General features: G+C 68.9%; 26 protein-coding genes. 12 read left to right on the top strand and 14 right to left on the bottom strand.

The genetic code is table 11. From position 1 onward, the window contains the following. Positions 1-298: 298 nt before the first annotated feature. Positions 299-1,210, bottom strand: a complete 912-nt coding sequence (gene rsmI, locus FN976_RS18775) for a 16S rRNA (cytidine(1402)-2'-O)-methyltransferase (RefSeq protein WP_145894572.1) — start codon at positions 1,208-1,210, stop codon at positions 299-301. Between rsmI and FN976_RS18770 the strand changes: the two genes are divergently transcribed. Then, positions 1,210-1,590, top strand: a complete 381-nt coding sequence (locus FN976_RS18770; protein WP_145894571.1) for a YraN family protein — start codon at positions 1,210-1,212, stop codon at positions 1,588-1,590. The two genes, rsmI and FN976_RS18770, sit on opposite strands and share 1 nt — an antisense overlap. A 150-nt stretch (positions 1,591-1,740) precedes the next feature. Here FN976_RS18770 and FN976_RS18765 read toward each other — a convergent pair whose 3' ends face one another. Then, positions 1,741-2,100: a hypothetical protein gene (locus FN976_RS18765; protein WP_186510994.1), complete on the bottom strand. Its 360-nt coding sequence runs from the start codon at positions 2,098-2,100 to the stop codon at positions 1,741-1,743. Between the two features lie 296 nt (positions 2,101-2,396). Between FN976_RS18765 and FN976_RS18760 the strand changes: the two genes are divergently transcribed. After that, entirely contained in the window at positions 2,397-2,996 is a 600-nt protein-coding gene (locus FN976_RS18760) for a phosphoheptose isomerase (RefSeq protein ID WP_145894569.1), read from the top strand. Beyond that, a complete protein-coding gene (locus tag FN976_RS18755) occupies positions 2,993-3,631 on the top strand; it encodes a BON domain-containing protein (RefSeq protein WP_145894568.1) in 639 nt (212 codons plus the stop codon). The genes FN976_RS18760 and FN976_RS18755 overlap by 4 nt, the downstream gene beginning before the upstream one ends. 3 nt (positions 3,632-3,634) lie before the next feature. Here FN976_RS18755 and FN976_RS18750 read toward each other — a convergent pair whose 3' ends face one another. The 4 genes from FN976_RS18750 to FN976_RS18735 all read right to left on the bottom strand — a co-directional run bounded on the left by FN976_RS18750 (position 3,635) and on the right by FN976_RS18735 (position 7,303). Then, the gene (locus tag FN976_RS18750; protein ID WP_145894567.1) at positions 3,635-4,537 is read right to left on the bottom strand and encodes an NAD(P)-dependent oxidoreductase; all 903 of its coding nucleotides are present in this window, start codon (positions 4,535-4,537) and stop codon (positions 3,635-3,637) included. 32 nt (positions 4,538-4,569) lie between these two features. Next, positions 4,570-4,977 (bottom strand): tautomerase family protein, encoded by a 408-nt coding sequence (locus FN976_RS18745; protein ID WP_145894566.1) that lies wholly within the window; start codon positions 4,975-4,977, stop codon positions 4,570-4,572. A 105-nt stretch (positions 4,978-5,082) separates the two neighbouring features. After that, positions 5,083-6,219 (bottom strand): PilT/PilU family type 4a pilus ATPase, encoded by a 1,137-nt coding sequence (locus tag FN976_RS18740; RefSeq protein WP_145894565.1) that lies wholly within the window; start codon positions 6,217-6,219, stop codon positions 5,083-5,085. Positions 6,220-6,259: 40 nt separating this feature from the next. Beyond that, a complete protein-coding gene (locus FN976_RS18735; protein WP_145894564.1) occupies positions 6,260-7,303 on the bottom strand; it encodes a type IV pilus twitching motility protein PilT in 1,044 nt (347 codons plus the stop codon). A 52-nt stretch (positions 7,304-7,355) separates the two neighbouring features. Here FN976_RS18735 and FN976_RS18730 point away from each other — a divergent pair, with 52 nt between their 5' ends. Next, positions 7,356-8,045 (top strand): YggS family pyridoxal phosphate-dependent enzyme, encoded by a 690-nt coding sequence (locus FN976_RS18730; RefSeq protein WP_145894563.1) that lies wholly within the window; start codon positions 7,356-7,358, stop codon positions 8,043-8,045. Positions 8,046-8,074: 29 nt separating this feature from the next. Here FN976_RS18730 and FN976_RS18725 read toward each other — a convergent pair whose 3' ends face one another. After that, on the bottom strand, positions 8,075-8,626 hold the full coding sequence (locus tag FN976_RS18725; RefSeq protein ID WP_145894562.1) for a DUF3617 domain-containing protein: 552 nt from the start codon (positions 8,624-8,626) through the stop codon (positions 8,075-8,077). Between the two features lie 81 nt (positions 8,627-8,707). After that, positions 8,708-9,187: an Lrp/AsnC ligand binding domain-containing protein gene (locus tag FN976_RS18720; protein WP_145894561.1), complete on the bottom strand. Its 480-nt coding sequence runs from the start codon at positions 9,185-9,187 to the stop codon at positions 8,708-8,710. Positions 9,188-9,261: 74 nt separating this feature from the next. On the opposite strand from FN976_RS18720, the gene putA reads away from it, so the two are divergent. Continuing rightward, positions 9,262-12,231, top strand: a complete 2,970-nt coding sequence (gene putA / locus FN976_RS18715) for a bifunctional proline dehydrogenase/L-glutamate gamma-semialdehyde dehydrogenase PutA (protein ID WP_145894560.1) — start codon at positions 9,262-9,264, stop codon at positions 12,229-12,231. A gap of 7 nt (positions 12,232-12,238) precedes the next feature. Here putA and FN976_RS18710 read toward each other — a convergent pair whose 3' ends face one another. Both FN976_RS18710 and FN976_RS18705 read right to left on the bottom strand, forming a co-directional pair. Further along, positions 12,239-12,496 carry a hypothetical protein gene (locus FN976_RS18710; protein WP_145894559.1) on the bottom strand — a complete coding sequence of 86 codons (258 nt, stop codon included), beginning with the start codon at positions 12,494-12,496 and terminating at the stop codon, positions 12,239-12,241. A gap of 146 nt (positions 12,497-12,642) precedes the next feature. Continuing rightward, entirely contained in the window at positions 12,643-14,190 is a 1,548-nt protein-coding gene (locus tag FN976_RS18705; RefSeq protein ID WP_145894558.1) for a class I adenylate-forming enzyme family protein, read from the bottom strand. Between the two features lie 163 nt (positions 14,191-14,353). Here FN976_RS18705 and FN976_RS18700 point away from each other — a divergent pair, with 163 nt between their 5' ends. Continuing rightward, positions 14,354-14,695, top strand: a complete 342-nt coding sequence (locus FN976_RS18700; protein ID WP_145894557.1) for a hypothetical protein — start codon at positions 14,354-14,356, stop codon at positions 14,693-14,695. Positions 14,696-14,706: 11 nt separating this feature from the next. Next, entirely contained in the window at positions 14,707-16,479 is a 1,773-nt protein-coding gene (locus FN976_RS18695; protein WP_255440578.1) for a RecQ family ATP-dependent DNA helicase, read from the top strand. Here the strand turns inward: FN976_RS18695 and FN976_RS18690 are convergent. The 3 genes from FN976_RS18690 to FN976_RS18680 are packed head-to-tail and all read right to left on the bottom strand — an operon-like array spanning position 16,385 to position 19,830. Then, positions 16,385-17,842, bottom strand: coding sequence for an SH3 domain-containing protein (locus FN976_RS18690; protein WP_145894555.1), 1,458 nt, complete (start codon positions 17,840-17,842; stop codon positions 16,385-16,387). The two genes, FN976_RS18695 and FN976_RS18690, sit on opposite strands and share 95 nt — an antisense overlap. A gap of 4 nt (positions 17,843-17,846) precedes the next feature. Then, complete coding sequence (locus tag FN976_RS18685; RefSeq protein WP_145894554.1) at positions 17,847-19,148, bottom strand: SPFH domain-containing protein; 1,302 nt, start codon at positions 19,146-19,148, stop codon at positions 17,847-17,849. 40 nt (positions 19,149-19,188) lie between these two features. Further along, entirely contained in the window at positions 19,189-19,830 is a 642-nt protein-coding gene (locus tag FN976_RS18680) for a hypothetical protein (RefSeq protein WP_145894553.1), read from the bottom strand. Positions 19,831-19,973: 143 nt separating this feature from the next. Here FN976_RS18680 and FN976_RS18675 point away from each other — a divergent pair, with 143 nt between their 5' ends. From FN976_RS18675 to FN976_RS18665, 3 genes are read left to right on the top strand one after another with little or no spacing between them, the layout of a single operon-like run. Further along, entirely contained in the window at positions 19,974-20,693 is a 720-nt protein-coding gene (locus tag FN976_RS18675; protein WP_145894552.1) for a response regulator transcription factor, read from the top strand. Continuing rightward, positions 20,657-22,783, top strand: coding sequence for a sensor histidine kinase (locus FN976_RS18670; RefSeq protein WP_255440577.1), 2,127 nt, complete (start codon positions 20,657-20,659; stop codon positions 22,781-22,783). The genes FN976_RS18675 and FN976_RS18670 overlap by 37 nt, the downstream gene beginning before the upstream one ends. A gap of 5 nt (positions 22,784-22,788) precedes the next feature. Continuing rightward, positions 22,789-23,400: a D-Ala-D-Ala carboxypeptidase family metallohydrolase gene (locus tag FN976_RS18665; protein ID WP_145894551.1), complete on the top strand. Its 612-nt coding sequence runs from the start codon at positions 22,789-22,791 to the stop codon at positions 23,398-23,400. Between the two features lie 3 nt (positions 23,401-23,403). Here FN976_RS18665 and FN976_RS18660 read toward each other — a convergent pair whose 3' ends face one another. Beyond that, positions 23,404-23,910 carry a pyridoxamine 5'-phosphate oxidase family protein gene (locus tag FN976_RS18660; protein ID WP_145894550.1) on the bottom strand — a complete coding sequence of 169 codons (507 nt, stop codon included), beginning with the start codon at positions 23,908-23,910 and terminating at the stop codon, positions 23,404-23,406. A 169-nt stretch (positions 23,911-24,079) separates the two neighbouring features. On the opposite strand from FN976_RS18660, the gene FN976_RS18655 reads away from it, so the two are divergent. After that, positions 24,080-25,048: a Bug family tripartite tricarboxylate transporter substrate binding protein gene (locus tag FN976_RS18655; RefSeq protein WP_186510992.1), complete on the top strand. Its 969-nt coding sequence runs from the start codon at positions 24,080-24,082 to the stop codon at positions 25,046-25,048. Between the two features lie 2 nt (positions 25,049-25,050). Then, entirely contained in the window at positions 25,051-26,706 is a 1,656-nt protein-coding gene (locus FN976_RS18650) for an FAD-dependent oxidoreductase (protein WP_145894548.1), read from the top strand. Positions 26,707-26,710 lie beyond the last annotated feature (4 nt).

Raw genomic sequence — 26,710 nt, 5'->3', positions numbered from 1 at the left:
CGTCAATCGGGCATTCTTATGGGTGTTCATCCGGGTGTTCGTGGAGAGTTGACTGGGGGTTTGGCGATTTCCAGTCTCTCAAAACTTCTCCGGGTGAACACCCGAAACAACCTATTGAACCTTCACAGCTAGGAGCCTGGGCGGCAGAGAAACGGGCCTGCGCCGGCACCTGAATCAGCGCCAGGCTAGGCGCGGCTGACGCGGTGTGCTTCCGCACATCAGGAGGCCGTAACGACGCCTGGCGCTGATTCAGGTACCGGCCCGGAGGGTTGGGCCCGTTTCTCTGCCGCCCAGGCTCCTAGCCGCGCGTGGCGTCCTTCAGCTGCAACGCCGCTTCATACAGCGTGTTGCGCGGCGCCCCGGTGATCTCCGCCGCCAGCTTCACCGCCGACTTGAGCGGCAGCTCCGCCAGCAGCAGCCGCAGCACGCGCAGCGGCTCGTCACTGTCCACCACCCGAGCGACCGGGTGCAGTGCCAGCGCGAACTCGCCCCGGCCGCGTTGCGGCCCGGCCTGCAGCCATGCGCTGAATCCGGCGCAGGGCAACGTGGCAATCTCCTCGAACTGCTTGGTGAGTTCGCGGCCGACCGTCACGGGCCGCTCGCCCAGCACGGCCAGTGACGCCGCCAGCGCCGCGATCCGGTGAGGCGCTTCCAGCACGACCACCGCCCGCCGCTCCAGCGCCAGGGCCGCCACCGCGCTGTCGCGCTCGCCGGCCTTGGCCGGCAGGAAGCCGGCGAACACGAAGCCCGGGTCGTCGTCAACTGCGCCTGCAGCGCTCAGCAGTGCGGTCACACTGCTCGCGCCCGGCAGCGGCACCACCGCGTGGCCGGCCGCGCGGACCGCGGCGACGAGACGCGCCCCCGGATCGCTGACGCCCGGCGTGCCGGCGTCACTGGCATAGGCCACGCGCTGGCCCAGCCGCAGGCGCTCCAGCACGGCCTGGGCCGCTTCCGTTTCGTTGTGCTGGTGCACGGCCAGCAACGCGGTGCCCGGCTTGTCGATGCCGTAGGCGCGCAACAGTGTTTGGGTATGGCGGGTGTCCTCGCAAGCGACCGCATCGGCGAGCCCCAGCAGGTGCAGCGCGCGCATACTGATGTCCGCCAGGTTGCCGATGGGCGTGGCGACGACGTACAGGGCGCCTTCGGGATAATGCTGCGCACCGGCGGCCGCGCGTGCGGCGCCCAGTGCGGAGGCGAAAGAAGCGCTCAATGCAACCCCTGTCCAGGAAGACCAGCACCAAGCAGGACGGCGACGCGGCGGAAGGCCGCGCGCTGGCCCACCTGCAGGGCCACGGACTGCGGCTGGTGGCGCGCAATTATCGGACGCCGGGGCGCGGCGGCGGCGAGATCGACCTGGTGATGCGCGAACCCGACGGCACGCTGGTCTTCGTGGAGGTGCGCAAACGCGCGAGCGCCGCCTACGGCGGAGCCGCCGGCAGCGTCCTCGGTGTGAAGCAGCGCCGCATCATCTTCGCGGCGCGCCATTTCCTGATGCGGCTGGCCGGCGACCCGCCGCCCTGCCGTTTCGACATCGTCGGCATGGAAGGCGAGCGCATCCAGTGGCTGCGCGCGGCGTTCGACGCCGGCTAACGCAAAACGGGCAGCCCATGCTGCCCGCCTCGAAGACTGCGCGGAGCATCGCGCAGCGCAGTCTTCCCTGTGGTCAGGATCCGGCTTTGCCGGTCCTGTCCACACTGATCAAGCCACTTGCAAAAGTCGCGCAGCGACTTTTGCAAGTGATCAATTCCGGTCCGCCTTGGCAACCATCGGGGCCGGCTCGGAAGCGACCGGCGCCGGGGCGGCACCCATCTGCTGCTGCTCGACCACCGGCGCCGGGGCTTGAGCCACCGGGGCGGGAGCGGGCTCGGCCACCTGGGCGGTCTGCTGCACCGTGGTCACTTGCGCGGTCGCGACTTGGTCCACGAAGCCGGGAACACCCGTTTCACCCATGGAGGTCAGGTGCGAGCTTTGCTGGCCGGCGCCCAGGGCGTGGTTGGTGACGAAGGGGTTGGGCGGAACGCCCTGAGCCACGGCGACGCCGAACACGGCGACAGCGGACACACCAGCGATGAGACCGGCGATTTTTTTCATAGCAGCCATTGCAACTTCTCCTAGATTTGTGAAAGGGGTTCTGAATTCAGCGGGCTTCAGAGCCTGCGACACGTAGAGTAGGCAGCGGTTCGTGCCGGCGGAGTCAGCCTCATGCGGCAGTCCGTGTCGGGTCGCGTCGGCGGGTGCGTCGGCTTATCGCTGGCTGGACGCGTCCATTGAGGACTACATCGCGGTATTTCGTCACCAGGCGGCCTGTGACCGGGTTGGTCCAGACGTGATCAGGCGTTTCGCGCCGGACCGTGCGTTCACATTCGTTCACAGGGGGCCGGGTATCATCCCCAGTCATGCTCGAGCAACGCATACAGCAGAACTTCATCGACAGCGCGGACCTGAAGTACCAGTCCGCGCAGACCCTCAGCAAGCCGGTGGCGCAAGCCGTGCAGGCGATGCTGGCCTGCGTGACCAGCGGCGGCAAGGTGCTCGCCTGCGGCAACGGGGGCTCCGCCGCCGACGCGCAGCATTTCTCGGCGGAATTCGTCGGCCGCTTCGAACGCGAGCGGCCCGAGCTGGCCGCGCTGTCCCTGACCACCGACAGCTCGATCCTCACGGCGATCGGCAACGACTACGACTTCAATCGCATCTTCTCCAAGCAGGTCCGCGCGCTCGGCCAGGCCGGCGACGTGCTGCTGGCGCTCTCCACCAGCGGCAACTCCGCCAACATCATCGCGGCCATCGAGGCCGCCCACGAGCGCGAGATGACCGTGGTGGCGCTCACCGGGCGCGGCGGCGGCAAGATCGGGAACCTGTTGCGCGAAACCGATGTCCATGTCTGCGTGCCGCACGACCGCACGGCCCGCATCCAGGAAGTCCATATCCTGGTGCTGCACTGCATCTGCGACGGCGTCGATGCCCAGTTGCTGGGCGAACAGGAAACCCCGACATGAGATTGCACTTCCCCTCCCTGGCCGCCAAGGCGCTGTGCGCGGCACTGGCCGCCGCGGCACTGGCCGGCTGCGCGCCCCTGCTGATCGGAGGCGCCGCCGTGGGCGCGATGATGGCGACCGACCGCCGCACCTCCGGCGCGCAGATCGACGACGAGGCCATCGAGCTGCGCGCCGGGGCGCGCATGCGCGAATCGTTCGGCGACAACGCGCACATCAGCGTCAACAGCTACAACCGGCAGGTGCTGCTGACGGGCGAGGTGCCCAGCGAGGCCGTGAAGCAGCAGGCCGAACAGCTGGCCGGCCGCGTCGAGAACGTGCGCGCGGTGATCAACGAGCTCGCCGTGATGCCGGCGACCACGCTGCCCCAGCGTTCGAACGACGTGCTGGTCACCGGCAAGGTGCGCGCCTCCTTCGTCGACGCCTCGGAGCTGCAGGCCAATGCCTTCCGCGTCGTCACCGAACGCGGCACGGTCTACCTGATGGGCCGCGTCACGCAGGCCGAGGCCGACCGGGCGACGCAGATCACGCGCCAGATCCCGGGTGTGCAGCGGGTCGTGCGGATCTTCGAACTGGTGCAGGCCGCGGACGTGCGGCCGGCCACCGTGGCCTCGCCAGCGGCCAGCGCGCCGCGCTAGCGTCTACGTCAGGCGTTTGATCAGGCTGGACGTGTCCCAGCGCTTGCCGCCCAGGGCCTGCACGTCCGCGTAGAACTGGTCGACCAACGCCGTGACCGGCAGCCGCGCGCCGTTGCGCTTGGCTTCGTCGAGCACCAGTCCGAGGTCCTTGCGCATCCAGTCGACCGCGAAGCCGAACTCGAACTTGCCGGCGATCATGGTCTTGCCGCGGTTGTCCATCTGCCAGCTCTGGGCGGCGCCCTTGCCGATCACTTCCAGCACCTGCTCCATGTCGAGCCCGGCTTTCTGGCCGAAGGCAATGGCTTCCGACAGGCCCTGCACCAGGCCCGCGATGGCGATCTGGTTCACCATCTTGGCGAGCTGGCCGGCGCCGCTCGCGCCCAGCAGCGTGAAGGCCCGGGCGAACGCCATGGCGACCGGCTTGGCCGTTTCGAAGGCGGCGGCGTCGCCGCCGCACATCACCGTCAGCAAGCCGTTCTGCGCCCCCGCCTGACCGCCCGAGACAGGAGCGTCCACGAACTGCAGGCCGAGCTTCAAAGCCTGCGCCGCGAGTTCGCGGGCCACATTGGCCGACGCGGTCGTGTGGTCGACCAGGATCGCCCCCTTCTTCATGCCGGCGAAGGCACCATCGGCACCGAGCACGACGGAGCGCAGGTCGTCGTCGTTGCCGACGCAGCAGAACACCAGATCGCAACCGGCAACTGCCTCGCGTGGCGTCGCGGCCGCCGAGCCCTTGAACTCCCTGGTCCAGGCCTCGCGCTTCTCCGCGCTGCGGTTGTAGACGGTGACCTGGTGACCCGCGAGCGCCAGGTGGCCCGCCATGGGAAATCCCATCACGCCGAGGCCGAGGAATGCGACTTGGCGGGCCGGGGCCGGTTCGTAGGTCTTGGGATTGGTGCTGCTCATGGGAATCCTCGGGGTGGTATGACAACCCGATTCTAGGAGGCCGGCCGGGCGCGGTCCGCCACCGCGTAGTGGGCGACGCCGCCGCCGAAGGACCAGTTCTCGCGCAGCGTCTCCACCAGGTTGATCAGGACGTCGTCGGCCAGGAACCCGGTCTCGCGCGCCGCATCGCGCGCCACCTGCGCATAGAAGGCTTCCTTGCGCCCGACCGTGCGCCCCGGCGCCAGGAAGACCTGGATGAACGCGACCCGGTCCGTGTGGCGCACGCCCAGGTATTCAGGCGTGCACACGATCTCGTCCGGCGCCCGGCGCGAGATCAGCTGAAACAGGTCGTCCGGCGGAACGGTGAAGTGCTCGACGAGGGCGTTGTGCACGGCGCGCGAGAGCGCCGCGGCTTCAGCGGACGAAGTGGCGGCGGGGATGTCGATGCGGACGAGTGGCATGGCGGGCTCCTGATGTGGAACCGCCACTTTGCCGGTTCGCGGCCCGCGCGGAAACCGCGGGAGCCGCAGAACAGCTTTGCGGTTCGCGCAAAGCCGCCCAGGTGCCTAGACGATGGCCAGGTGCTCGGTGCCGGCCGAGAGGTCGGAGGACTTCGCGCGCTGGCTGTTCAGCTTGATCTGCAGCCGCAGGTCGTTCACCGAGTCCGCGTTGCGCAGCGCATCTTCGTACGTGACCATGTTGTTTTCGTAGAGGTCGAACAGCGCCTGGTCGAAGGTCTGCATGCCCAGGTTGCGGCTCTTCTTCATGATCTCCTTGATCTCGGAGACTTCGCCCTTGAAGATCAGGTCGGAGATCAGCGGCGTGTTGAGCATGATCTCGACGGCCGGTGCGCGGCCCTTGCCGTCCTGCTTGGGCACGAGGCGCTGCGACACGAAGGCCTTCAGGTTGAGCGACAGGTCCATCAGCAGCTGCGGGCGGCGCTCTTCCGGGAAGAAGTTGATCACACGGTCCAGCGCCTGGTTGGCGCTGTTGGCGTGCAGGGTGGCCATGCAAAGGTGGCCGGTCTCGGCGAAGGCCATGGCGTGTTCCATGGTCTCGCGGTCGCGGATCTCGCCCATCAGGATGACGTCGGGGGCCTGCCGCAGCGTGTTCTTCAGCGCGGCTTCCCAGCTGTCGGTGTCCAGCCCCACTTCGCGCTGGGTGATCACGCAGTTCTTGTGCGGGTGCACGAACTCCACCGGGTCTTCGATGGTGATGATGTGGCCGTAGGTCTGCTCGTTGCGCCAGTCGATCATGGCGGCCAGCGTCGTCGACTTGCCGGAACCGGTGGCACCCACCAGCACGACCAGGCCGCGCTTGGTGAGGACGATCTCCTTGAGCACCTGCGGCACGCCCAGGCCGTCGATGGTCGGCAGCACCTGCGGGATCACCCGCATCACCAGGCCCACCTTGCCCTGCTGCACGAATGCGTTGCAGCGGAAGCGGCCGACGCCCGGGGGCTGGATGGCGAAGTTGCACTCCTTGGTGCGCTCGAACTCGGCCGACTGCTTGTCGTTCATGATCGAACGCGCCAGCGCCAGCGTGTGATTCGCGTTCAGCGGCTGGGGCGAGACCTTGGTGACCTTGCCGTCCACCTTCATGGCGGGCGGGAAGTCGGCCGTGATGAAGAGGTCGCTGCCCTTGCGGCCGACCATCAGCTTCAACAGGTCGTTGATGAATTTTGTCGCCTGGTCGCGCTCCATGAGAGCCTGCCTTTCTCGAAAAACGTACTGCTGGGGATCTCTAGCCTGGGAAATTCTCGGGGATCTTGGCCTTGCCGCGGGCTTCGGCCGGGCTGATCACGTTGCGCTTGACCAGCTCCGTCAGGTTCTGGTCGAGCGTCTGCATGCCGAACGCGTTGCCGGTCTGGATCGACGAATACATCTGCGCCACCTTGGCCTCGCGGATCAGGTTGCGGATGGCGGGGGTGCCCAGCATGATCTCGTGCGCGGCGACCCGGCCGGAGCCGTCCTTGGTCTTGCACAACGTCTGCGAGATCACGGCCTGCAGCGATTCCGACAGCATCGCGCGGACCATTTCCTTCTCGTCGGCGGGGAACACGTCGATGATCCGGTCGATCGTCTTGGCGGCGCTCGACGTGTGCAGCGTGCCGAACACGATGTGGCCGGTTTCCGCCGCCGTCATGGCCAGGCGGATGGTTTCCAGGTCGCGCATTTCGCCGACGAGAATACAGTCCGGGTCCTCCCGCAGCGCGGAACGCAGCGCGGCGGCGAACGACAGCGTCATCGGCCCCACTTCGCGCTGGTTGACCAGGCACTTCTTGGACTCGTGCACGAACTCGATCGGGTCTTCGACGGTCAGGATGTGGCCGTACTCCGTCTCGTTCAGGTAGTTGATCATCGCGGCCAGCGTCGTGGACTTGCCCGAGCCCGTGGGGCCCGTGACCAGCACCATGCCGCGCGGCTTGAGCGCGAGCTCGCCGAAGATCTTGGGCGCGTTCAGCTGCTCGAGCGTCAGGATCTTGGAGGGAATCGTCCGGAACACGGCGGCGGCGCCGCGGTTCTGGTTGAAGGCGTTCACCCGGAAGCGCGCCAGGCCCTCGATCTCGAACGAGAAGTCGCACTCGAGGAACTCTTCGTAGTTCTTCCGCTGCGTGTCGTTCATGATGTCGTAGACCATGGAGTGGACCTGCTTGTGGTCCATGGCGTCGACGTTGATCCGCCGCACGTCGCCGTGGACGCGGATCATGGGGGGAAGACCGGCAGAGAGGTGCAGGTCGGAAGCTTTGTTCTTGACGCTGAAGGCCAGCAGCTGGGTAATATCCACGAATCCCTCTTCCTTATCTTTTGCCCCGGGCGGCATTGGGGGCCGGCCCATTATGACGACGATTGGCGACAAGCTCCAGAGCGTTCAAACCCGGATCGCCTCGGCCTGCGAGGCGGCGGGACGCCCCGTGACCGATGTCACGTTGCTCGCCGTGTCCAAGACCTTCGGCCCCGATGCGGTGCGCGCGGCCTTCGCCGCGGGGCAGAAGGCCTTCGGCGAGAACTACATCCAGGAGGCGGTGGAGAAGATCGCCCTGCTGGCGGACCTGCCGCTGGAATGGCACTGCATCGGCCCGATCCAGAGCAACAAGACGCGGCTGGTGGCCGCCCACTTTCATTGGGCGCACAGCATCGACCGCCTGAAGACGGCCCAGCGGCTGGACGAGCAAAGGCCCGAGGGCCTGCCACCCCTGCAGGTCTGCCTCCAGGTGAACATCGACGGGGGAAGCACCAAATCGGGCATCCCGCCCGGCGAGGCACTGGATCTGGCGCGCGCTGTCGCCGCCCTGCCACGGCTGCGGCTGCGCGGGCTGATGACGATTCCCGAGCCCTTGGAAGACTTCGACGAGCAGGTGGCGGTGCACCGCCGCGCGCGCGAGCTGTTCCAGTCGCTGCGAGCGGCTGGCCTGGCGCTGGACACGCTGTCGATGGGGATGACCGCCGACCTGGAAGCGGCGATCCACGCCGGCAGCACGATGGTGCGGGTGGGCACGGCCATCTTCGGGGGCCGGCCGCCGGCCTAGTCCGGGCTCGGGCGGGCCGCGCCGCCTCGTTATTTCGCGGGCATCTGCATCGGCTTGACCGTGCCGCAGTCGGCGCCCAGCCACTTGCCCGAGGTGTCCATGCTCATGGTCTCGGGCTTTCCGGCCACCACGGTCTTCATCGTCATCTTGCTCCGGTACGCCTCCGGACTGACCATGGTGTATTCGCCCTCCCCGCTGCTGGGCGGGTTGGCGCAGCTGAACGCCATCTTGGTGGTGCTGCCGGATTTCGACTGGCTGGTGATCTTGCAATCGCTCTGGTGCATGGGCACCTCGTTGCGCTCGGTCATCTCCTTGGTCATGCACATGCGCACCGCCATGCCGCCGCCGGGGCCGGATGGCGCCATCTGGACGCCGCTCTTGGCCATCGCGGCTTCCATCTGCTTGCGCTGTTCGGGGGGCATGGCCGCCATCTGCTTCTGCATTTCGGCCATCGCCTGGTCCATCTGCGGGTTGTTCATCTTGTTGTTGATTTCCCACAGGCCGGGCTTCATGGTCTGGGCCGAGGCGGCCAAAGTGGCGCCGGCGAGCACGGCGGCAGACAGGATGGCGGGGATGCGCATGGGTCGGTACTCCTCGAAATGCGCGATTCTGCCGCGACGGAACGCTATAGCGGCAAAGCAGCGGCGGCTTCCCGTGAAAAGCTACACAGGCAGCGGCAACCGCGTGGTGTTCTTCACTTCCTCCATCACCGCGTAAGTCCGCGTCTCGCGCACCCCGGGCAATTGCCACAGCACGGTGCCGGCGAACTCGCGGTAGGCCTGCATGTCCGCCGTGCGCGTCTTCATCAGGTAGTCGAAACCGCCGGCCACCATGTGGCACTCCATGATTTCCGGATGCACTTGCACCGCCGCCTTGAAGGCTTCGAAGACGTTCGGCGTGGTTCGATCGAGCAGCACCTCGACGAAGACCAGCATCCCGGCGCCCAGCTTCAAAGGGTCGAGCCGCGCCTCGTAGCCCAGGATGTAGCCGTCCCGGGTGAGCCGTTGCACGCGAGCCAGCACCGCAGTCGGCGAGAGCGCGACGGCCTCGGCCAGCTTGAGGTTGGCCAGGCGGCCGTCGGCCTGAAGGACATTCAGGATTTTCAGGTCGATGCGGTCGAGATCGCCGAGATCAGAGGCCATGCGCAGCAGAATCGGTCGTGGTAGCGCTCGACTTTAGCGAAAAACTCATCACCAAGACAGGGAACATGGAGGGCATGCATTTCAAGGAATCTTCCGTGTCCGTTCCGCAACGCCTGCCCTCTCCATACCGCCCTGAAGCCGGCATCGTGGCCGACCGGCTGCGCAGCCTGTCGACCGCCCTCGACTGGGCCGCGGCCGTCCAGGCGGCGAGTCCCTGGGTGCAGGCGGTGCGCCGCCACCCGCCGCCGTTCTGGGCGATGGAAAGCCTGCTGAAGGAATACCCGATCTCCAGCGCCGAAGGCCTGGCGCTGATGCGGCTGGCCGAGGCCTTGCTGCGTGTGCCGGACGCCGAGACCGCGATCGCCCTGACGGCCGACCAGTTGTCGCGGGCCGATTTCGATGGCGCCACCGACGGGGCGCTGGCGCGCCTGTCGCAAAGCGCCATCGCCATGTCCAAGCGCTTCCTGCCGGCCGGCGAGCCGGGGCTGTTCGGCAAGCTGGGCGCCCGCACGGTGGTCGCGGCCACCCTGCGGGCCGTGCAGTTGCTCGGCCGCCAGTTCGTGCTGGGGCAGGACATCGCCGAGGCGATGGACGAAGCGGTGGCAGCCAAACGGCGCCAGCCGAACCTGCGGTTCTCGTACGACATGCTGGGAGAAGGTGCGCGCACCGCGGAGGATGCGGGGCGCTACCTGTCCCACTACCGCGCCGCCATCGCCGCGATCGCGCAAGGCGCCGACCCCACCCGGCCCGTGCAGCACAACGACGGCATCTCCATCAAGCTGAGCGCGCTGCACCCGCGCTACGAGGCCTTGCAGCGTGAGCGCGTGCTGCGGGAACTCGTGCCCCAGGTGGCCGCGCTGTGCGCGCAGGCGGCCGCGGCCAACATCAATCTCACCATCGACGCCGAAGAGGTCGACCGGCTCGAACTGTCGCTGGAAGTGTTTGAGGCGCTGGCCGCGCAGGTCGGACAAAACCACCCGCAATGGCACGGCTTCGGCCTGGCGCTGCAGGCCTACCAGACCCGTGCACTGGAGCTGATCGCCCATGTGGCCGGTGTCGCGCGCCGGCACCGCATCCGCCTGATGTGCCGGCTGGTCAAGGGCGCCTACTGGGACGCCGAGATCAAGCGCGCGCAGGAACTCGGGTTGCCGCACTACCCGGTGTTCACGCACAAGAACCACACGGACATCTCGTACCTCGCGTGCGCCCGCGCACTGCTGGAGGCGCACGACGTGATCTATCCGCAGTTCGCGACGCACAACGCCGGGACCATCGCCGCGATCATTCAGATGGCAAATCGCACGGGCGCACCCTTCGAACTGCAGCGGCTGCACGGGATGGGGGAAGGCGTGTACCGCGAGGTGCTGAAGAACCCGCTGCTGGCCTGCCGTGTCTACGCGCCGGTCGGCCAGCACCGCGACCTGCTCGCCTACCTCGTGCGCCGCCTGCTGGAAAACGGCGCGAACTCGTCGTTCGTGCACCAGCTGAACGACGAGTCCATCGGCATGCAGGAGTTGCTGCAGTCGCCGTTGCACCTGCAGCCGGTGCCGTCGCAGCCGCTGCCGCCGGACCTGTACGGCCCGCTGCGGCGCAACAGCGCCGGGCTGGATTTGGCGATGCCGGACCTGCGCGCGCCGCTGGAACAGGCCGCCGCGCAGGTGACGGTGCCCGCCGTGCCGGAAGCGGACCCCGCGCGCATCGCCGAGGCGGTGGCGCGCAGCCGCACGGCCTGCCCGGGCTGGTCGCGCGCGCCGGTGGAGCAACGCGCCGGCATGCTCCGGCGCGCGGCCGACGCGATGGAGGAGCGCATGGCGCCCCTGTGCGCGCTGCTGGTGAAGGAAGCCGCCAAGACCTGGGGCGACTGTGTGGCCGAAGTGCGTGAGGCCGTTGATTTTCTGCGCTACTACGCGGGCGAAGCCGAGCGCATCCTCCAGCCGGTGACCTTGCCCGGACCCACCGGCGAGAGCAACACCCTGCGGCTCACCGCCCGCGGGCCCTGGGTCTGCATCAGCCCCTGGAACTTCCCGCTGGCCATCTTCACCGGACAGGTCGCGGCGGCGCTGGCCACCGGCAACACCGTGCTGGCGAAGCCGGCCGAACAGACGCCCGCCATCGCGCTCGAAGCGGTCAAGCTGCTGCATGCGGCCGGCGTGCCGCCGGACGTGCTGCAACTGCTGCATGGTCCGGGCGAGACCGTGGGCGCCGCATTGGTGGCCGACCCGCGCATCGCCGGCGTCGTCTTCACCGGCTCCACCCAGGTGGCCAAGATCATCCAGCGCGCGCTGGCCGCCAAGGACGGCCCCATCGTGCCCCTGATCGCAGAAACCGGCGGCATCAACGCGATGCTGGTGGACTCCACCGCACTGCCGGAGCAGGTGGCGGACGCGGTGGTGCAGAGCGCTTTCCGGTCCGCCGGCCAGCGCTGCTCCGCGCTCCGGTTGCTGTGCGTGCACGAAGCCATCGCCGATGGCGTGATCGCGATGATCCAGGGCGCCGCGCGCGAACTGGTCACCGGCGATCCGGCGCAGTGGGCGACCGATGTCGGACCCGTGATCGACGATGAAGCCTTTGAAGGTTTGCAGAAGCACTTGCGCCGCCTGCATGCAGAAGCGCGGCCGTTGCTGCCGCCGGGCGAGGCCGCGCCAGCCTCTCGGCTGATCCCGCCCCAGGCCTTCGAGCTCTCGGACATTGCCGAGGTGAAGCAGGAGATCTTCGGGCCGGTCCTGCACGTGGTGCGCTGGCGCGGCGACCCGTTGCAGGTGATCGAGGCGATCAACGTGCTGGGCTACGGTCTCACGCTCGGGATCCAGACCCGCATCGACAGCCGTTCACTGGCCCTGGCCGACAGTGCGCACATCGGCAACGTCTACGTCAACCGCAACATGATCGGTGCCGTGGTGGGGGTGCAGCCGTTCGGTGGCGAAGGCCTTTCCGGGACCGGCCCGAAGGCGGGCGGGCCGCACTACCTGTATCGCTTCTGCGCGGAGCAGACCGTCACGATCAACACCACCGCCGCGGGCGGCAACGTCGCCTTGCTGGCGTGAGGGCGGCTCAGCCCTTGAGTAGATTCCGCGCGACGAGCTGCTTGGCCGGGTCGCCCAGGAGTTCGTTGGCGGTCGGCAGCGGCGCGTCGTAGCTGCCGAGCATGTCCTGCAGGGCTTGCAGCGTGCGCAGCACCTGCGCGTCGGCCTCATGCCGCATCACCTCGGCACGCACGTCTTCCACGGCACGGTACAGCAGGGCGCGGCTGTTGCCGCGGATCACCAGATGGCCGTCGGGTTGCCAGAGGGCCTTGTGCATGTATTTCATGGGTTCATCTCCTGGGGTGCCCCCAGGATCGCCCGCGCGCGCCAGCGCCGTTGTGCGCCGGCCGGGTGATTTGCCGCCAGCAGCCGGCGAGCCTCGCCGTCAGCGTTCAGCGCGACCGTAGGCGTCGATTTGCGAGCAGCGGCTTGTCAGCCGACTGCCCGGCCATAGTCGTCGCGCAGCTGCCGCTTCAGCACCTTGCCGATGTCGCTGCGCGGCAGCTCGTCGATGAAGCGCAGGTCCGCCAGCCGCTGCGTCTTGCCCAGGCGCTCGTTGGCCCACGCCTTGAGCGCCGTGGCGGCAGGGGCACCCGCTTTCGCGACCACGAAAGCCACCGGCGATTCGCCCCATTCCGGCGAAGGCACGCCCACCACGGCCACGTCCGCCACCGCTTCATGCTGGCGCAGCACGGCCTCCAGGTCGCTCGGGTAGATGTTGAAGCCGCCGCTGATGACCATGTCCTTGCGGCGGTCCATCAAGGTCATGAAGCCATCGGCGTCGAAGCGCGCGACGTCCCCGGTGCGGATGAACCGGTTGCCGTCCGCGTCGTACCACTCGGCTTCCCGCGTCTTGCCCGGCTGGTTGTGATACGCCGTCATCATCGAGACCGAGCGGCCCACCACCTCGCCGATCTCGCCGGCCGGCACCTCCTTGCCGTCCTCGTCGATCAGGCGGATGTCGTGCCCTTCGGCCGGCTTGCCCACCGTGTGCAGCTTGTCTGGGAAGTTGTGCGCCTCCAGCACGCAGGTGCCGCCGCCCTCCGTCATGCCGTAGTACTCCACCAGGCCGCCGGGCCAGCGCTTCAGCACGTCCGCCTTCAGCTCGGCGCGGAAGGGCGCGCTGGTGCAAAACTTCATGTGGAAGGACGAAAGGTCGTAGCGGTCGAAGTCCGGCACGGCCATGATGCGGTGGTACTGCACCGGCACCAGCATCGCGTGGGTGGCACGGACCTTCTCCGCCAGCGCCAGGTACTTCGCGGCATCGAAGCGGCCTTCGGTCAGCACGACCGTGCCGCCCTTGGCCAGGCAGGGGAAGAAGCAGACCAGCGTGGTGTTGGAGCACAGCGACGTCGCGATCATCGCGACGGCGTCCGGGCCGTAGCCGTAGGCATCGGCCCTGGCCACGTGCGCCCAGCGCATCGCATGCGCCTGGATGATGCCCTTGGGCGTGCCGGTCGTGCCCGACGAATAGATGATGTTGAAGGCCCACTCGGGCTGGATGGCCACCGGCTCGGGCGTGCTGCCGGGCGGCGCCAGCCAGTCCTCGAAAGCCAGGCCCTGGCCGCCCGCGTCCAGGGCGATCCGCCTGACGTCCGCCGCCAACGCCGGCACGCTCGCGTCGGCGAACAGCAACCGTGCGCCGCTGTCGGCCAGCATGCCGGACAGCTGCTCCGGCAGCGATCCGGTCGGCAGGGGCGCCACGGCTGCGCCAGCGCGCAGCGCGCCCAGGAAGACGAGCGCGTATTCGATCGAGTTGGCGGCGCAGATGGCGATGCTCTGCCGCGGCTGGAGCCCGTCGCGCTGCAGCGCTGCCGCCACCCGGTCCACCTGCTGATCGAACGCGCTCCAGGCCAGGGAGCGGTCGCCTTGCCGGACAGCCAGCTGCCCCGGCCGTGCCCGTGCATGCGCGCGGATGAGATCGGGAATGGCCTCGAAGGGCGGCAGGCCGGCAGGCGCCGGAGGTGCGGGGGTTTGCATTCCGGGAACTTTACGACATGGGCCGGCGCATTCGCTGTTGCCGACTCGACAGCCCATGCCCGACGCGCAGTCCCCGTCCGACAGCCGCGCGCCACCCCAGCCGACGCCATGGCCCAAAGCCGCGTTCCAGACTCCCCGCAACGATTCAAAGGAGTCAACGAACATGGCATACAGCAGCATCTACGGCGCGGACGTGGCGCCGACGCAACGCAGCGGCCGCGAGTCGGAACTGCTGGGCCCGAGCGACAACTCCGACAGCGGCAGCGACACCATCGGCACCTCCGAGGCGCACGCCGACAGCGACTCGCGCGGCACGGGTGAACGCGGGGCCGTGGCCGGCAGCGACGCCCGCGAGGGCGGCGACATCATGCCCGACCGGATCGTCAACCTGGCGGCCGGCGAGGTGGCACGTGAAGAGGACGATCTCACCCTCACCGACCTCGACGCCGCCGACGATGCCGCTTCCGGCGAAGACGACGACGACGCAAGCGGCGAGACCCGCTGAGCCGCCGCCGCGTGCGAGCCGACACGACCCGCCGCGCCCTGCGCGCGCTGTTGCGCGACACCTTCGGCCTGCGCCGGCTTCGGCCTGGGCAGCAGGAGGTGATCGACCGCGTGCTCGCCGGCCAGCCCACGCTGGCCGTGATGCCCACCGGCGCCGGCAAATCGCTGTGCTACCAGTTGCCCGCGCTGATGCTGCCCGGCCGGACGGTGGTCGTCTCGCCGTTGATCGCGCTGATGAAGGACCAGGTCGAAGGCCTGCGTTCGCTCGGCGTCGCCGCGGTCCAGGTGAACAGCGCGAACGACGCCGACGATGCGAAGGCGGCCGAAGCCGCCGTTGCCGACGGCAGCGCCCGCATCATCATGACGACCCCGGAGCGGCTGGCCGACCCGGCCTTCATCGACCTGCTGCGCGCGCATCCTGTGAGCCTGCTGACCGTCGACGAGGCGCATTGCATCTCCCACTGGGGCCATGACTTTCGCCCCGCCTTCCTGGAGATCGGCGCCGTTGCAGCGCGCCTGGGCAAGCCCTGCGTGCTGGCTCTGACCGCCACCGCCACCGACGAAGTCGCGGCCGACATCTGCCAGCAACTCGGCATTCCCGCGGACGGCGTCGTCAACACCAGCGTGTACCGGCCCAACCTCGACTTCCGCGTCGTGCCGGTCGCGCGTGAGGCGGACAAGCTCGCCCAGGTGCTGAAGGTGGTGCAGGGCACGGAAGGCTCGGGCATCGTCTACACGGCCACCGTGAAGGCAGCCCAGGCGGTGCACGAGGCGCTGCTGGCGGCCGACGTCGCCGCGGGCCTGTACCACGGCAAGCTCCCCGCGGCCGAGCGGCACGCGATGCAAGAGGCCTTCATGGCGGGCGAGCGCCGCGTCATGGTTGCCACCAATGCCTTCGGGCTTGGCATCGACAAGCCCGACATCCGCTTCGTGCTGCACTACCAGTTGCCGGCGACGCTGGAGGCGTACTACCAGGAAGCCGGGCGCGCCGGGCGCGCCGGGCGCGATGGCGAGCCGGCTCGCTGCACCCTGTTGTTCCTGCGCGGCGACAAGGCCATCCAGCAGTTCTTCATGGCTGGGCGCTATCCGACCGAGGAAGATGCCGCCGCCGTGGTCGACGCATTGCAACAGCCGCCGCCGGATGGCGCCGGCTGGACTCTGCCGCTGTTGCAAGGCCGGCTGGCCCGCGCCCGCGGCAAGCTCCAGGTGGCGCTCGGGCTGCTGCGCAAGAGCAAGGTGGTGACGCAAGCCAAGGACGGCACGCTGCGCCTGCTGCGCCGTGCCGCCGACTTGCGCCTGCAGGACCTCACGGACGAATACGGCCGCAAGCGGGACCTGGACCGCGAGGCGCTGGAGCGCATGGTGTTCTACGCGCAGACCGGCCAGTGCCGCTGGCGCGTGCTGCTGGACCACCTGGAAGGCGAAGCGCCGTTCGAGCGTTGCAGCCATTGCGACAACTGCCGCCGCATCGCCGCACATGAAGCGGTGGTCGAAGAGCTGCTGCGCAATGCGCCGGCCGCGGAGGAGGAACAGCAGGAGGCCGGCGAAGCACCGGCCTTGGCCCGGGGCGACCTGGTCGAGGTGCGGCGCTACGGCCGCGGCGTGGTGGAGGAGGCGACGGCGCTGCAGGTCACTGTCGTCTTCTCGGACCGCGCACGGCGCAGCTTCCTCCCCGAATACGTGCGCAAAGCTAACGCAGGGCCACGCTCATCCGCTTCCAGGAAGGGTCCTGCCAGCGCTGGAAAGGCCCGAGCGCCGAAGGATCGCCGGTCTGCCGCTGCGTGACCAGGTTGTCCAGGCTCAGCACCTCGTAATTGCGCTTGTACTTGCCCTCGCCGCGCGCTTCGCGCGCCACCAGCACCTGCTGCCCACCCGGCACCCAGCCGGCGAATTCGGCGTAACCCAGTTCCGGCTGCAAGGTCGCGGGCGGCAGCACATCGATGGCCCAGCTCTTGCCGGTCTTGCGGAACAGCCAGAGCTCGCGCCACGCTTCCATCGGTTGCACGGCCAGCGCCAGCGCGTTGCCTTCGCGGTTCAGGCTGGCGGACTGTGCCCACACCAGGGAGAACGTGCAGCGGCGGGCCAAGGGGTTGCGCACGTCGTTCTTCGCATCCACCAGCAGCACGCAGGTCTCCCCAGGCTGCCCGGCTTCGGTCACGATGCTCGGGCGCGGGCCCAAGGGCTGCGCGGCAGCCGGCGGCATGGCCGCCCAGCGCGAAGCGTTCACGCGCATCGCCGCATCGTTGTAGCGTGACTGGTCGTCGTCCGTGAGCTCGCTGCGCTGCACCTGGGTCAGCTCCGCGATGGCGCGCTGCGCCGCCGCGTCCGGGCCTTGGCCCAGGCGAGCCCGCTCATAGGCCACGGTGCTCCAGACCGAAGCACGGCGCATCGCGACCTGGTTCTTCGCGGTCGCCGGCAAGGCCGCGGTGTCCACGCGCTCCAGCACGTCGGCGCGCCACAGGTTGACCTGGTGCCGTTCCAGCGGCTTCAGGTTCGGGTCCATGCACTCGGGCTGCGTCAAGGCCAGGGCGGCGCGGGCCTTCTGCTCCGGCCGTGCCGCCAGCGCCAGCACCCGCCGGAAGGCTTCGCCGTCATAGCAGATGCGCATCTGGCTGTCGCGCTCGTAGCTCACGAACTTGACGCCATAGCGCGCGGCGACTTCCAGGTGCGCGGACACCGCCGCCTGGCCGTTCTTCGACAGGCCGGCTTGCCCGGAGGCGCGCTGTGCCAGCCGCTCGCCCAACTGCCCCAAGGCGTCCAGCGTCTCGGTGCCGGCCTCGCCACGCACGGCCTCGGCCGGCGCCGCCTGCAGCCAGGCCGCGGCGAGACCGATGCCCAGCGCTTCCGAGCCCGGCGTCTCGCGAACGAAGCGCAGCACGGCCAGGATGTCCGGTGCCTCCGTGGGTGCCAGCGCCGTGCGTTTCACCTGGCTGGCCTTCACGTAGCCGCCGCGCTCGCGCCGGTGGTCCCAGACCTGCAGGTAGTCGAGGCGCTCCCCCCGCACCTCGAGCACTTCGCCCTGCCACAGCTGGGCCTGTTGCGGCGCCGAGTCGCGCGGCCCGGCGCGCAGCACCGCCTGGTCGGTCGTGACGATGGCGCTGGTCATGGTCGCCGCGACGGCGGCGGAGGCGATGGCACTGCCGATCATGGCTTCACTCCTCGGCTTGCGTTTCGCGCGTCGCGGCCTGCTGCATGCCTTCGCGCTGCGCCCCGTTGCCCAGCAGGTTGGCGGCCAGGAAGCCGCCGCCGCTGCCGGGCGGCGCGATGATCACCTGGATCTTGTCCGACAGCTTGTCGGCCAGGGTCTTCTGGATCAACAGCGGATGGCGGGTGATCAGCGCGCCTTCGCGCGCCATCTGCTCCGCGTTGGCCTGGCCCACGCGCTCCATGCGGAACACCTCGGCCTCCGCCAGCTTGCGGCGGGCGTCGGCCTCGCCGGTCGCTTCGATGCGGCGCGCGTGCGCGTTGCCTTCGGCCACCTTCATGCGCGACTGCTTCTCGGCCTCGGCCTCCAGCTGGCGCTGTTCGATCTGGCGCTGCTTGAACGGCAGGACGTGCTTCATCGCCTCCTCCTGGCCCTTGGCCGCGATCACCTGCTCGCGGGCGGCGGCTTCAGCCCGCACTTCGCGCTGCACCTTCTCGGCCGAGGCTTCCAGCTCGACCTGCCGCACCCGCTTGTCCTTCAGCTCCAGCGTGTAGCGCATCTTCTGCGTCTCCAGCTCCTCGGCCAGCAGGCCCTCCATGCCGCGCTTGTAGTCGGCCGGCAGATCGACCTTACCAACCAGCACGCTGCGCAGCACCAGGCCATCAGCCGCCAGCTTGGGCTTGAGTTCGGCTTCCAGTGTCTGCTGGATCTCGGCCCGCTTGGTCGAGAAGATCTCGCGTACGGTGTAGCGGGCGAACACCTTGTAGACGACGCCCAGCACCGCCGGCTCCACCACTTCGGCGGGATCGGACGGCAGGCTCCGCGCCGCCGTGGCGACACGCTGCGGATCCAGCGCATAACGCACCACCAGGTCCACGCCCACCGAGAGCCCTTCCACCGATTGCAGCGGCGCCTGGCCGGAGGACTGCGTCATCTGCTGCGGCTTGTACGTCTGGTCGCGCAGCGAGAACACCTGTGCATGGTGCAGGCCCGGCAGCACCAGGATGCTGCCGTCGCGCCATTGCGTGACGGTGCCGGTGAGCTGGTTGGTGCGCACGCCCAGTTCGCCGGGCTGGGCAGTGGCGATGGGCGGATGGGCGTAGAGCAGCCAGCCGGCGGCGGCCAGGCCCGCCACAACCGCGACGGTGCGGCGCGCGCGCAGGATCTGGGTGAAGGTACCGTCCGCCCGGAAGGCCGTGCCTTCCTCTCCCTCTCCCGCTTTCGGGAGAGCGCCGGGGTGAGGGCGCCGGAGCGCCCGGGCCATGGTGATCCGCGCGGCGCGGGCGATGTTCTTCAGTTTGTGCAGCATGGAAATTCTCCGGAAGTTGGTGTGTGACAGCGAATTCGTTTCAGCAGCCCTTGGCCCACAACTCCGCCGTCGGCAGGTTGGCGCCGGGGCGGGCCTTGGTGGACAGCAGCAGGTAGGTCGCGTCGTCGCCGACGTCGATCAGGAAGTCGGGCCGGGCATCGCCGTCCAGGTCGGCCACGGCCTTGACCGACGTCTTGGTGGCGTCGAACGGGCCGAGCACGTAGGTATAGGTCTGCTGGCCGTAGGTGATCGCGTATTCCATGCCCTTGACGCCGGACTCGACACGCAGGCCGAAGCGGCCCTGGCCCAGCGTCAGCTCGTAGTCCTGGCCCAGCCGCGGCTGCTGCAGGACGGTGCCGGCGTAGACGGCGCGCAAGCCTTGCTTGAGCTGGGTGCCCGGCAGCCGGAAATACAGCGCGTCGGCAGCGGGGGCGCCCGGCTGGCCGCGCTGCGCCGCGCTCACTTCGATCCCGCGGCCTTGCGGCACCAGGCGGAACCAGCCCTCGGCGGGCCACTGGCTGTCCGGCGACGCGGCCACCTCTTCCTGCCACATCTCGGCGTCCAGCAGATAGCCCTCCTCCGGCAGGCCGGCGGCCCAGATGGAGGCGGCCGCCAGGCTGATGGCGCTGACGAGGCCGAAGTCGCGCAGGGCGCGCAGGGTGGTGTTCTTGGCGGTGTTCATCGTGCTTCTCCTGTGTGTGTGCTCGATGAAGTGATTCTTCGCAGGGAGGCAGGAGCAAACAATGCGAACGCCGGGGCACTGTGTTCACGGCCCGGAAGAAATCTTCCGGGCCCCCGCCCCGTGGCCACCGCGATAATTCGCGCATGCCCCGCATCGCCGTGATCGAAGACGACCAGCCCACCAGCAACCAGCTCGCGGGCTGGATCCGGGCCGCCCGGCCGGACGTGCAGGTCGACCAGTGGTTCACCCGCGATGACGCCGAGGCCGCGCTCGCGCGCGAGCCTTACGACGTGGTGGTGCTCGACATCGAGCTGGGCCGTGAACGCCATGCCGGCGTCGCGCTCATCAACGCCATCAACAAGCAGCGCAAGGGCGTGCCCGTGCTGGTGGTGTCGGCGATGCCGGCCGCCATCTACCGCAGCATCATGAAGGCGCTCGACGCCTGGGATTACCTGCAGAAGACGACCTTCGAGGAAGCCGATTTCATCGAGACCTTCCTGGAGATCCTGCGGGTGGCGAAGGAGCGCCGGTCACAAGCGGCCCCCGCGGCGCCAGCCGCGGACGAACTTGCGCTCGACCCGCTTTGGCAACGCACGCCCATGTGGCGCGGCGAGCGCGTGAACCTGCCGCTCACCGCCCAGCGCATCCTGGCGACGCTGTACCAGCGCCGCGGCCAGGTGGTCTCCTACGACGACCTGTTCGACGTGGTGAAGAGCGGCCGCAACCGCGACAACGTGCGCAAGCATGTCAGCACCATCCGCGATGCGTTCCGCGAGGTCGATCCCACCTTCGAGGGGATCGAGAACGTCCCGATGCGCGGCTTCAGATGGACGGACGCCGGCAGCGGCAAAGCCCGGCCCTGATGGCGCGCCTGACGCTGCCCCGGCTCGACGTCCCGCGCCTGGGCCTGGCGTCGTTCCGCCGGCGCATCCTCTTCCGCATGGTGTTCCTGCTGCTGGCGATCGCCACGGCGGCACTGGCGGTCGTCCTGCTGCAGGACGAGAAGGACCGCAGCTACCGCAACTACCAGCAGAACTTCCGCAAGACCCAGGCCGAGGTGATGGCGCGCCTGCGGCATCCGGCCGGCCTGCTGGCGCTGCTGAACCCGGGCGTCTCGGGCGCCGTCACGCCGCTGCGTCCGTGGGTCCTGCCCTACGCCGCGCTCGACTTCGACGACCAGAACAAGGCCCAGCAGGCGGTGGAGATGGCCGGGTGCTCGGTGCGCTACACCGACGGCAGCGCTGTCTGCGCCGCCGTCGGCAACAACGCCTACTCGGGCGGCTACATCTACCTCGTGGGCAGCTTCCGGGCGGGCGACCTGATCGCGCGCGAGCCCACCGACCTCGACGTCGAGTCCGTGCATCGCGCGCGCATCCGGCTCGACATGCGCGGCACCACGACCGCCTGGGTCGCGCCCTTCGAACGCCAGTCGCTGCGCGGCGAACCGCTGGTGCGCGGGCGCCTCACCGGCTTCGTGGAAGACGGCGACCCGACGCTCGCCGATGCGCGGCCGGTGCGCGACTTCCGCGGTTTCCTCTGGCAAAGCGCCACCTGCTCCGCGGGCGGCGAATTGCCGGATTGCCTGCGCCGGGTTTTCTATTCCATCCGGCTGCCGGTGGAAGCGTTCCGGCAGGCGCTCTACGCGCAACCGCGCCCGGAATGGCCGCCGGCCGACCTCGACCGCATCCGTGTGCACGTGCAGATGCTGGCCCCGGGCAACGTGCCGCCACTGTTCGACAGCAACGCGTCCGACGCGATTCCCCCGCCTTCGCTGGAAGATCTTTCGCAAGCGCTGCTGCCCGGCGAAACGCTCACCATCACGCGGCAGGACAGCAAGGGCGCCCCGCTCGTGCTCAAGGGGCGCGAGGACAACGCGGCGCGCTCTTCTCCGCTGATCCTGCAGCTGATCGACCGCCTGCCGGTGGCCAATCGGCCGCCTCCACTCGAAGCCATTGAAGTGATCACCACCCCGGTGGCGAGTTTCGACGTGCGCCTGAGCGGCGACGCGCGCGGCATCGACCGCGGGCTGGGCGTGATCGCGACGCGCATGTCTTGGTATGTCGCCGCGATGCTGGGGGCCATCGGCCTCGCCTGGCTGGTGATCGAGGTCGGGCTGATCCGGCGCATCACCGTGTTGACCCGGCGCGCGGCCGCCGTTTCGCACAACATGCAGAAGGACGCGCCAGGTGATGCCCGCATCGGCCAGCTGGACGTGTCGGACCTGCGCGGTTCCGACGAACTCGGCATCCTGGCCGGCAGCCTGTCGGACCTGCTGCAGCGCGTGAAGGACGACCAGCAGCGCGAGCAGCTGCGCGCGCAACGCGAGCGCGACACGCTGCAGGCGGTGGGCCACGAGATCCTGTCGCCGCTGCAGTCGCTGATGGTGCTGCACCCGGATGCCGGCGACCCGGCGCACCGCTATGTGCAGCGCATGCAGCAGGCCGTTCGGGTGCTGTACGGCCAGGCTTCGCCGAGCGAGGCGCTGGAGGCCGCGCAACTCGAACTCGCGCCGCTGGACCTCGACGCCTTCCTGCGCGAGGTCGCGGACAACGCGCACTTCGCCGGTCTTGCCGACGTGCGCTACGCCTCCGGCGAACAGCCGGTGATGGTTCGCGCCGATGCCTTCTCGCTGGAAGACGTGGTCACGCACATCCTCCGCAACGCGGACCGGCATCGCTCACCAGGCACGCCGATCACCTTGTCCCTCGAAACGAGCGACACCCACGCGACCGTCGGCATCCACAACGCCGGCGCCGCGATCGAGGAAACCCGCCTGGAACGCATCTTCGACTATGGCGTCAGCGATGCCGCGACGGACGAAGCCACCGAGCGGCGCGGCCAGGGCCTGTTCGTCGCGCGAACCTACCTGGCCAAGATGGGCGGCACCGTGCGCGCGCGCAACGTCGAAGGGGGTGTGCGCTTCGACATCACCCTGCCGCGCGCGGCTGCCTGAGTGCCATGCGCCGCGGCATTGGCGTCCTGCTGTTCCTCATCGCGTGGCTGGGCGGCAATGCGGCCCGGGCCCAGGCCGACGAGCGCGACGCGACGCAGTTCGCGCAATGGCGCCTATCCCGTCAAGCCCAGGTGGAAGCGTTCCAGACATTCCTGGACCAGGAGAACCTGGCCCACGTCTCGCCGCTGCACGAATTGCTGCGCTCGGCTTCGATGTGGAAGGAATGCAAAGCCGAACCCTTCCAGATCCCGCCGGCGGCGCAGTGGTCCGAGGTCCGCAAGGTGCTGCAGTTGCTGGTCACGCTGCGTGAGCGCAAATTGCTGGATCGGATCGAAGTGGTGTCCGGCTACCGCGATGAGGCGCTGAACCGCTGCGCCGGCGGCTCCCCGCGCAGCGCCCACCGGCGCAGCTTTGCGGTGGACCTCGCACCGTTGTCGCGCGCGCAGGGCCTGGCCCTGTGCCGCTTCTGGCGCGACCAGGGCGAGCCGCTGGACATGGGCCTGAGCCGGTACCCCACCGGGCGGGTGCACATCGATCGGGCAGGCTACCGCACCTGGGGCGAGGACCACACCAGGTTGACCAGCTTCTGCAACCTGGAGGCCGCGCCGCACCGGTGAGGCTCAGTTGTTGAAGTTCAACTCCGCGTGCTCGCCCATCTTCTTCGGCTTGTTCCCGGTGGCGGCCGCGGTCGCCATCTTGATCAGCTGCAGCAGCTTGTTCTCCTTGACGTTCCAGTACTCGGCCTCGTCGATCACGACCTCGACCAGTTCCAGGTCGGGGTCTTCCGCGCCGCCCGGGAACCAGGCCTTGGCGATCACGTTGAAAAGCTCTTTCTTCTTCGCCATGTCCTCCAGCACGCGCGCCGTGCCGGTGATGGAAACCCAGGTGTCCTTGCCGGGGTTGGCATAGGCCAGGTTGACATTGCCGTCGCTTTGCAGGCGCTGACCCAGCTCCGTCTTCTTCGAGACGAAGAAGTACAGACTGCCGCCTTCGTCCAGCGCCTTGTTCTGCGTGGTGAGCGGGTGCGAATGCAGCGACCCGTCGGTGTGGCGATGCGCCAGCATGCAGAACCTGGTGTCCTTGATCAGCTCCCAAAGCGTTTCGTGGGAGGGCTTCTTCTCATCCATCGTTTTGCTCCTGCAAATGCAAAGCGCCATGGTGGGCCAGCCGGTCGGCTGACGAGGTCGGCCTGCCGCCTACATGCACGTGCGTGCGGACCGACACGGCGAGCCGCCCAGCGGGCGCCTCACACGAGGCACGCCAATGCAGCAAAATCGCCGAAACAGGAGACACACCATGCGCCCCATCCTTCGCGCTTTCGCCGCACTGCTGACTGCCGCAGTGACCGCGGCTTCGGCGCAAACCGACTTCCCGAACAAGCCGCTGCGGATGGTCGTGACCTTCCCACCGGGGGGCAGCGCGGACGCGGTGGTGCGCATGCTGGTGCCGCGGCTCAACGAGAAGCTCGGCCAGCAGGTCGTGGTCGACAACCGCCCCGGCGCCGGCGGCAACATCGGCCTCGCCATCGTCGCCAAGGCGCCGCCGGACGGCTACACGCTGGGCGTCGGCGCGGCCGGGGCCTTGTCCGCCAACAGCAGCCTCTATGCGCAGATGCCGTTCGACCCGGTGAAGGATTTCAAGCCCGTCAGCATGCTGGCGGCGATCCCCTTCGTGCTGATCGGCCATCCGACGCTGGCGGCCAAGACGCAGCGGGAGCTGGTGGCGCTGGCGAAGGCGCAGCCCGGCAAGCTCTCGATCGCCCATGGCGGCAACGGCACGGCCATGCACCTGTCCGCGGCCCTCTTCGCGCAGATGGCCGATGTGAAACTGGTGGAGGTGCCGTACAAGGGCTCCGGCCCGGCCGCGCTGGACGTGCTCGCCGGCAACGTGCCGCTGGCGGTGGTCGACCTGCCTTCGGCCTTGCAGCACATCAAGGCCGGCAAGCTGCTGGCGTTCGCCGTGACCAGCCCGCAGCGCCTGCCCCAGCTGCCGGACGTGCCAACGGCTTCCGAGGCCGGGCTCAGCGGCTACGACTCCACCGGCTGGTTCGGTGTGGTCGCACCGGCGGGCACGCCGCCTGCCATCATCGCCCGCCTGAACGCGGAGATCACGGCGGCGCTGAACGACGAGCAGATCAAGACCAGCATGCGCAACCTGGGCGTGGAACCCGCGCCCAGCCGGCCGGAAGCCTTCGAGGCCTATATCGCCGCTGAAACGCAGAAGTGGTCCAGGGTGATCCGGCAGGCGAACATCAAACTGGAGTGAGCATGGCGCGCGATGAAGTGCTCCAGGCCGACGTGCTGGTCGTGGGCGCCGGCCCGGTGGGCCTCACGCTGGCGATGGATCTCGCCGGGCGCGGCGTCAAGGTGGCCATCGCCGAGATCCGCCGCTACGCGGAGCCGCCCAACGTCAAGTGCAACCACGTCGCCGCGCGCACCATGGAACGCTTCCGCCGGCTCGGCGTGGCGCAGAAGGTGCGCGCCGCCGGCCTGCCGCCCGATCACTCGAACGACGTCGTGTTCCGCACCAGCGTCTGCGGCACCGAACTCACGCGCATCCCGATCCCCGGGCGGGCCGAACGCTACACCTCGCGCGAAGGTCCGGACACCTGGTGGCCAACCCCGGAGCCGCCGCACCGCATCAACCAGTTGTTCCTGGAGCCGATCCTGCTGGAACACGCTGCAGCCCTGCCGGGCATCCAGCTGTTGAACCGGACGCAGGTGACCTCATTCGTGCAGGACGCCGAAGGCGTGGAAGCCGTCGCCCTGGACCTCGACACCGGGGAAGAGCGCCAGATCCACGCGCGCTACCTCGTCGGCTGCGACGGCGGCAGTTCGAGCGTGCGCAAGTCCATCGGCGCCAAGCTCGAGGGCACGCCGGTGATCCAGCGCGTGCAGTCCACCTACATCCGCGCGCCAGGGCTGCTGGAGCGCATTCCCGGCAAGCCGGCGTGGTCGTACTACTCGGTGAACCCGCGCCGCTGCGGCACGGTGTTCGCCATCGACGGCCACACGACCTGGCTGGTGCACAACCACCTGAATGTCGACGAACCGGAGTTCGACTCGATCGACCGCGACTGGTCGATCCGCCAGATCCTGGGCGTCGACGACCGGTTCGAGTACGAGGTGATCAGCAAGGAGGACTGGGTCGGCCGCCGCCTCGTCGCGACGCGCTTTCGCGACCGCCGGGTGTTCATTGCGGGGGACGCCGCGCATCTGTGGGTGCCTTACGCCGGCTACGGCATGAACGCGGGCATCGCCGATGCGCTGCACCTCTCCTGGCTGCTGGGCGCGCGGCTGCAGGGCTGGGGCGAGGAAGCCCTGCTTGCCGCCTACGAGGCGGAGCGCCAGCCGATCACCGAGCAGGTCTCGCAGTTCGCGATGGACCATGCGCAGAAGATGATGAAGGCCAGGCGTGCCGTGCCGGCGAACATCGAAGCAGATGACGCGGACGGCGCGCGGGCCCGCGCCGAGGTGGGCGAGGAGGCGTATGCGTTGAACGTGCAGCAGTTCTGTTGCGCCGGCCTCAACTTCGGCTACTACTACGAAGGCTCCCCGATCATCGCCGCCGACGGCGAAGCGCCGCCGCCGTATTCGATGGGGGACTTCACGCCTTCCACGGTGCCCGGCTGCCGCGCGCCCCACTTCTGGCTGAACGATGGGCGCTCCTTGTACGACGCATTCGGTCCCGGCTACACCTTGCTGCGCCTGAAGGCCGAGGCCGACATCGCGCCGTTGGTCGAGGCCGCGCGCCAGCGCCGGGTGCCCTTGCAGGTGGTCGAACTTGCGGGAGAGCCGGCGCCAGAGGCCTACCGGCACGCCTTGCTGCTGTGCCGCGAGGACCAGCACGTGGCCTGGCGCGGCGACGCGGCGCCGGCGGATGCGCTGGTGCTGATCGATCGCCTACGTGGCGCCGCGGGCTGAACGC

Origin of the sequence: Caenimonas sedimenti (genome assembly GCF_007833165.1) — a bacterium.
Taxonomy (GTDB): Bacteria; Pseudomonadota; Gammaproteobacteria; order Burkholderiales; family Burkholderiaceae_C; genus Ramlibacter; species Ramlibacter sedimenti.
The sequence above is the reverse complement of the archived record's forward strand: the minus strand, read 5'-3'. Positions and strand labels throughout refer to the sequence as shown.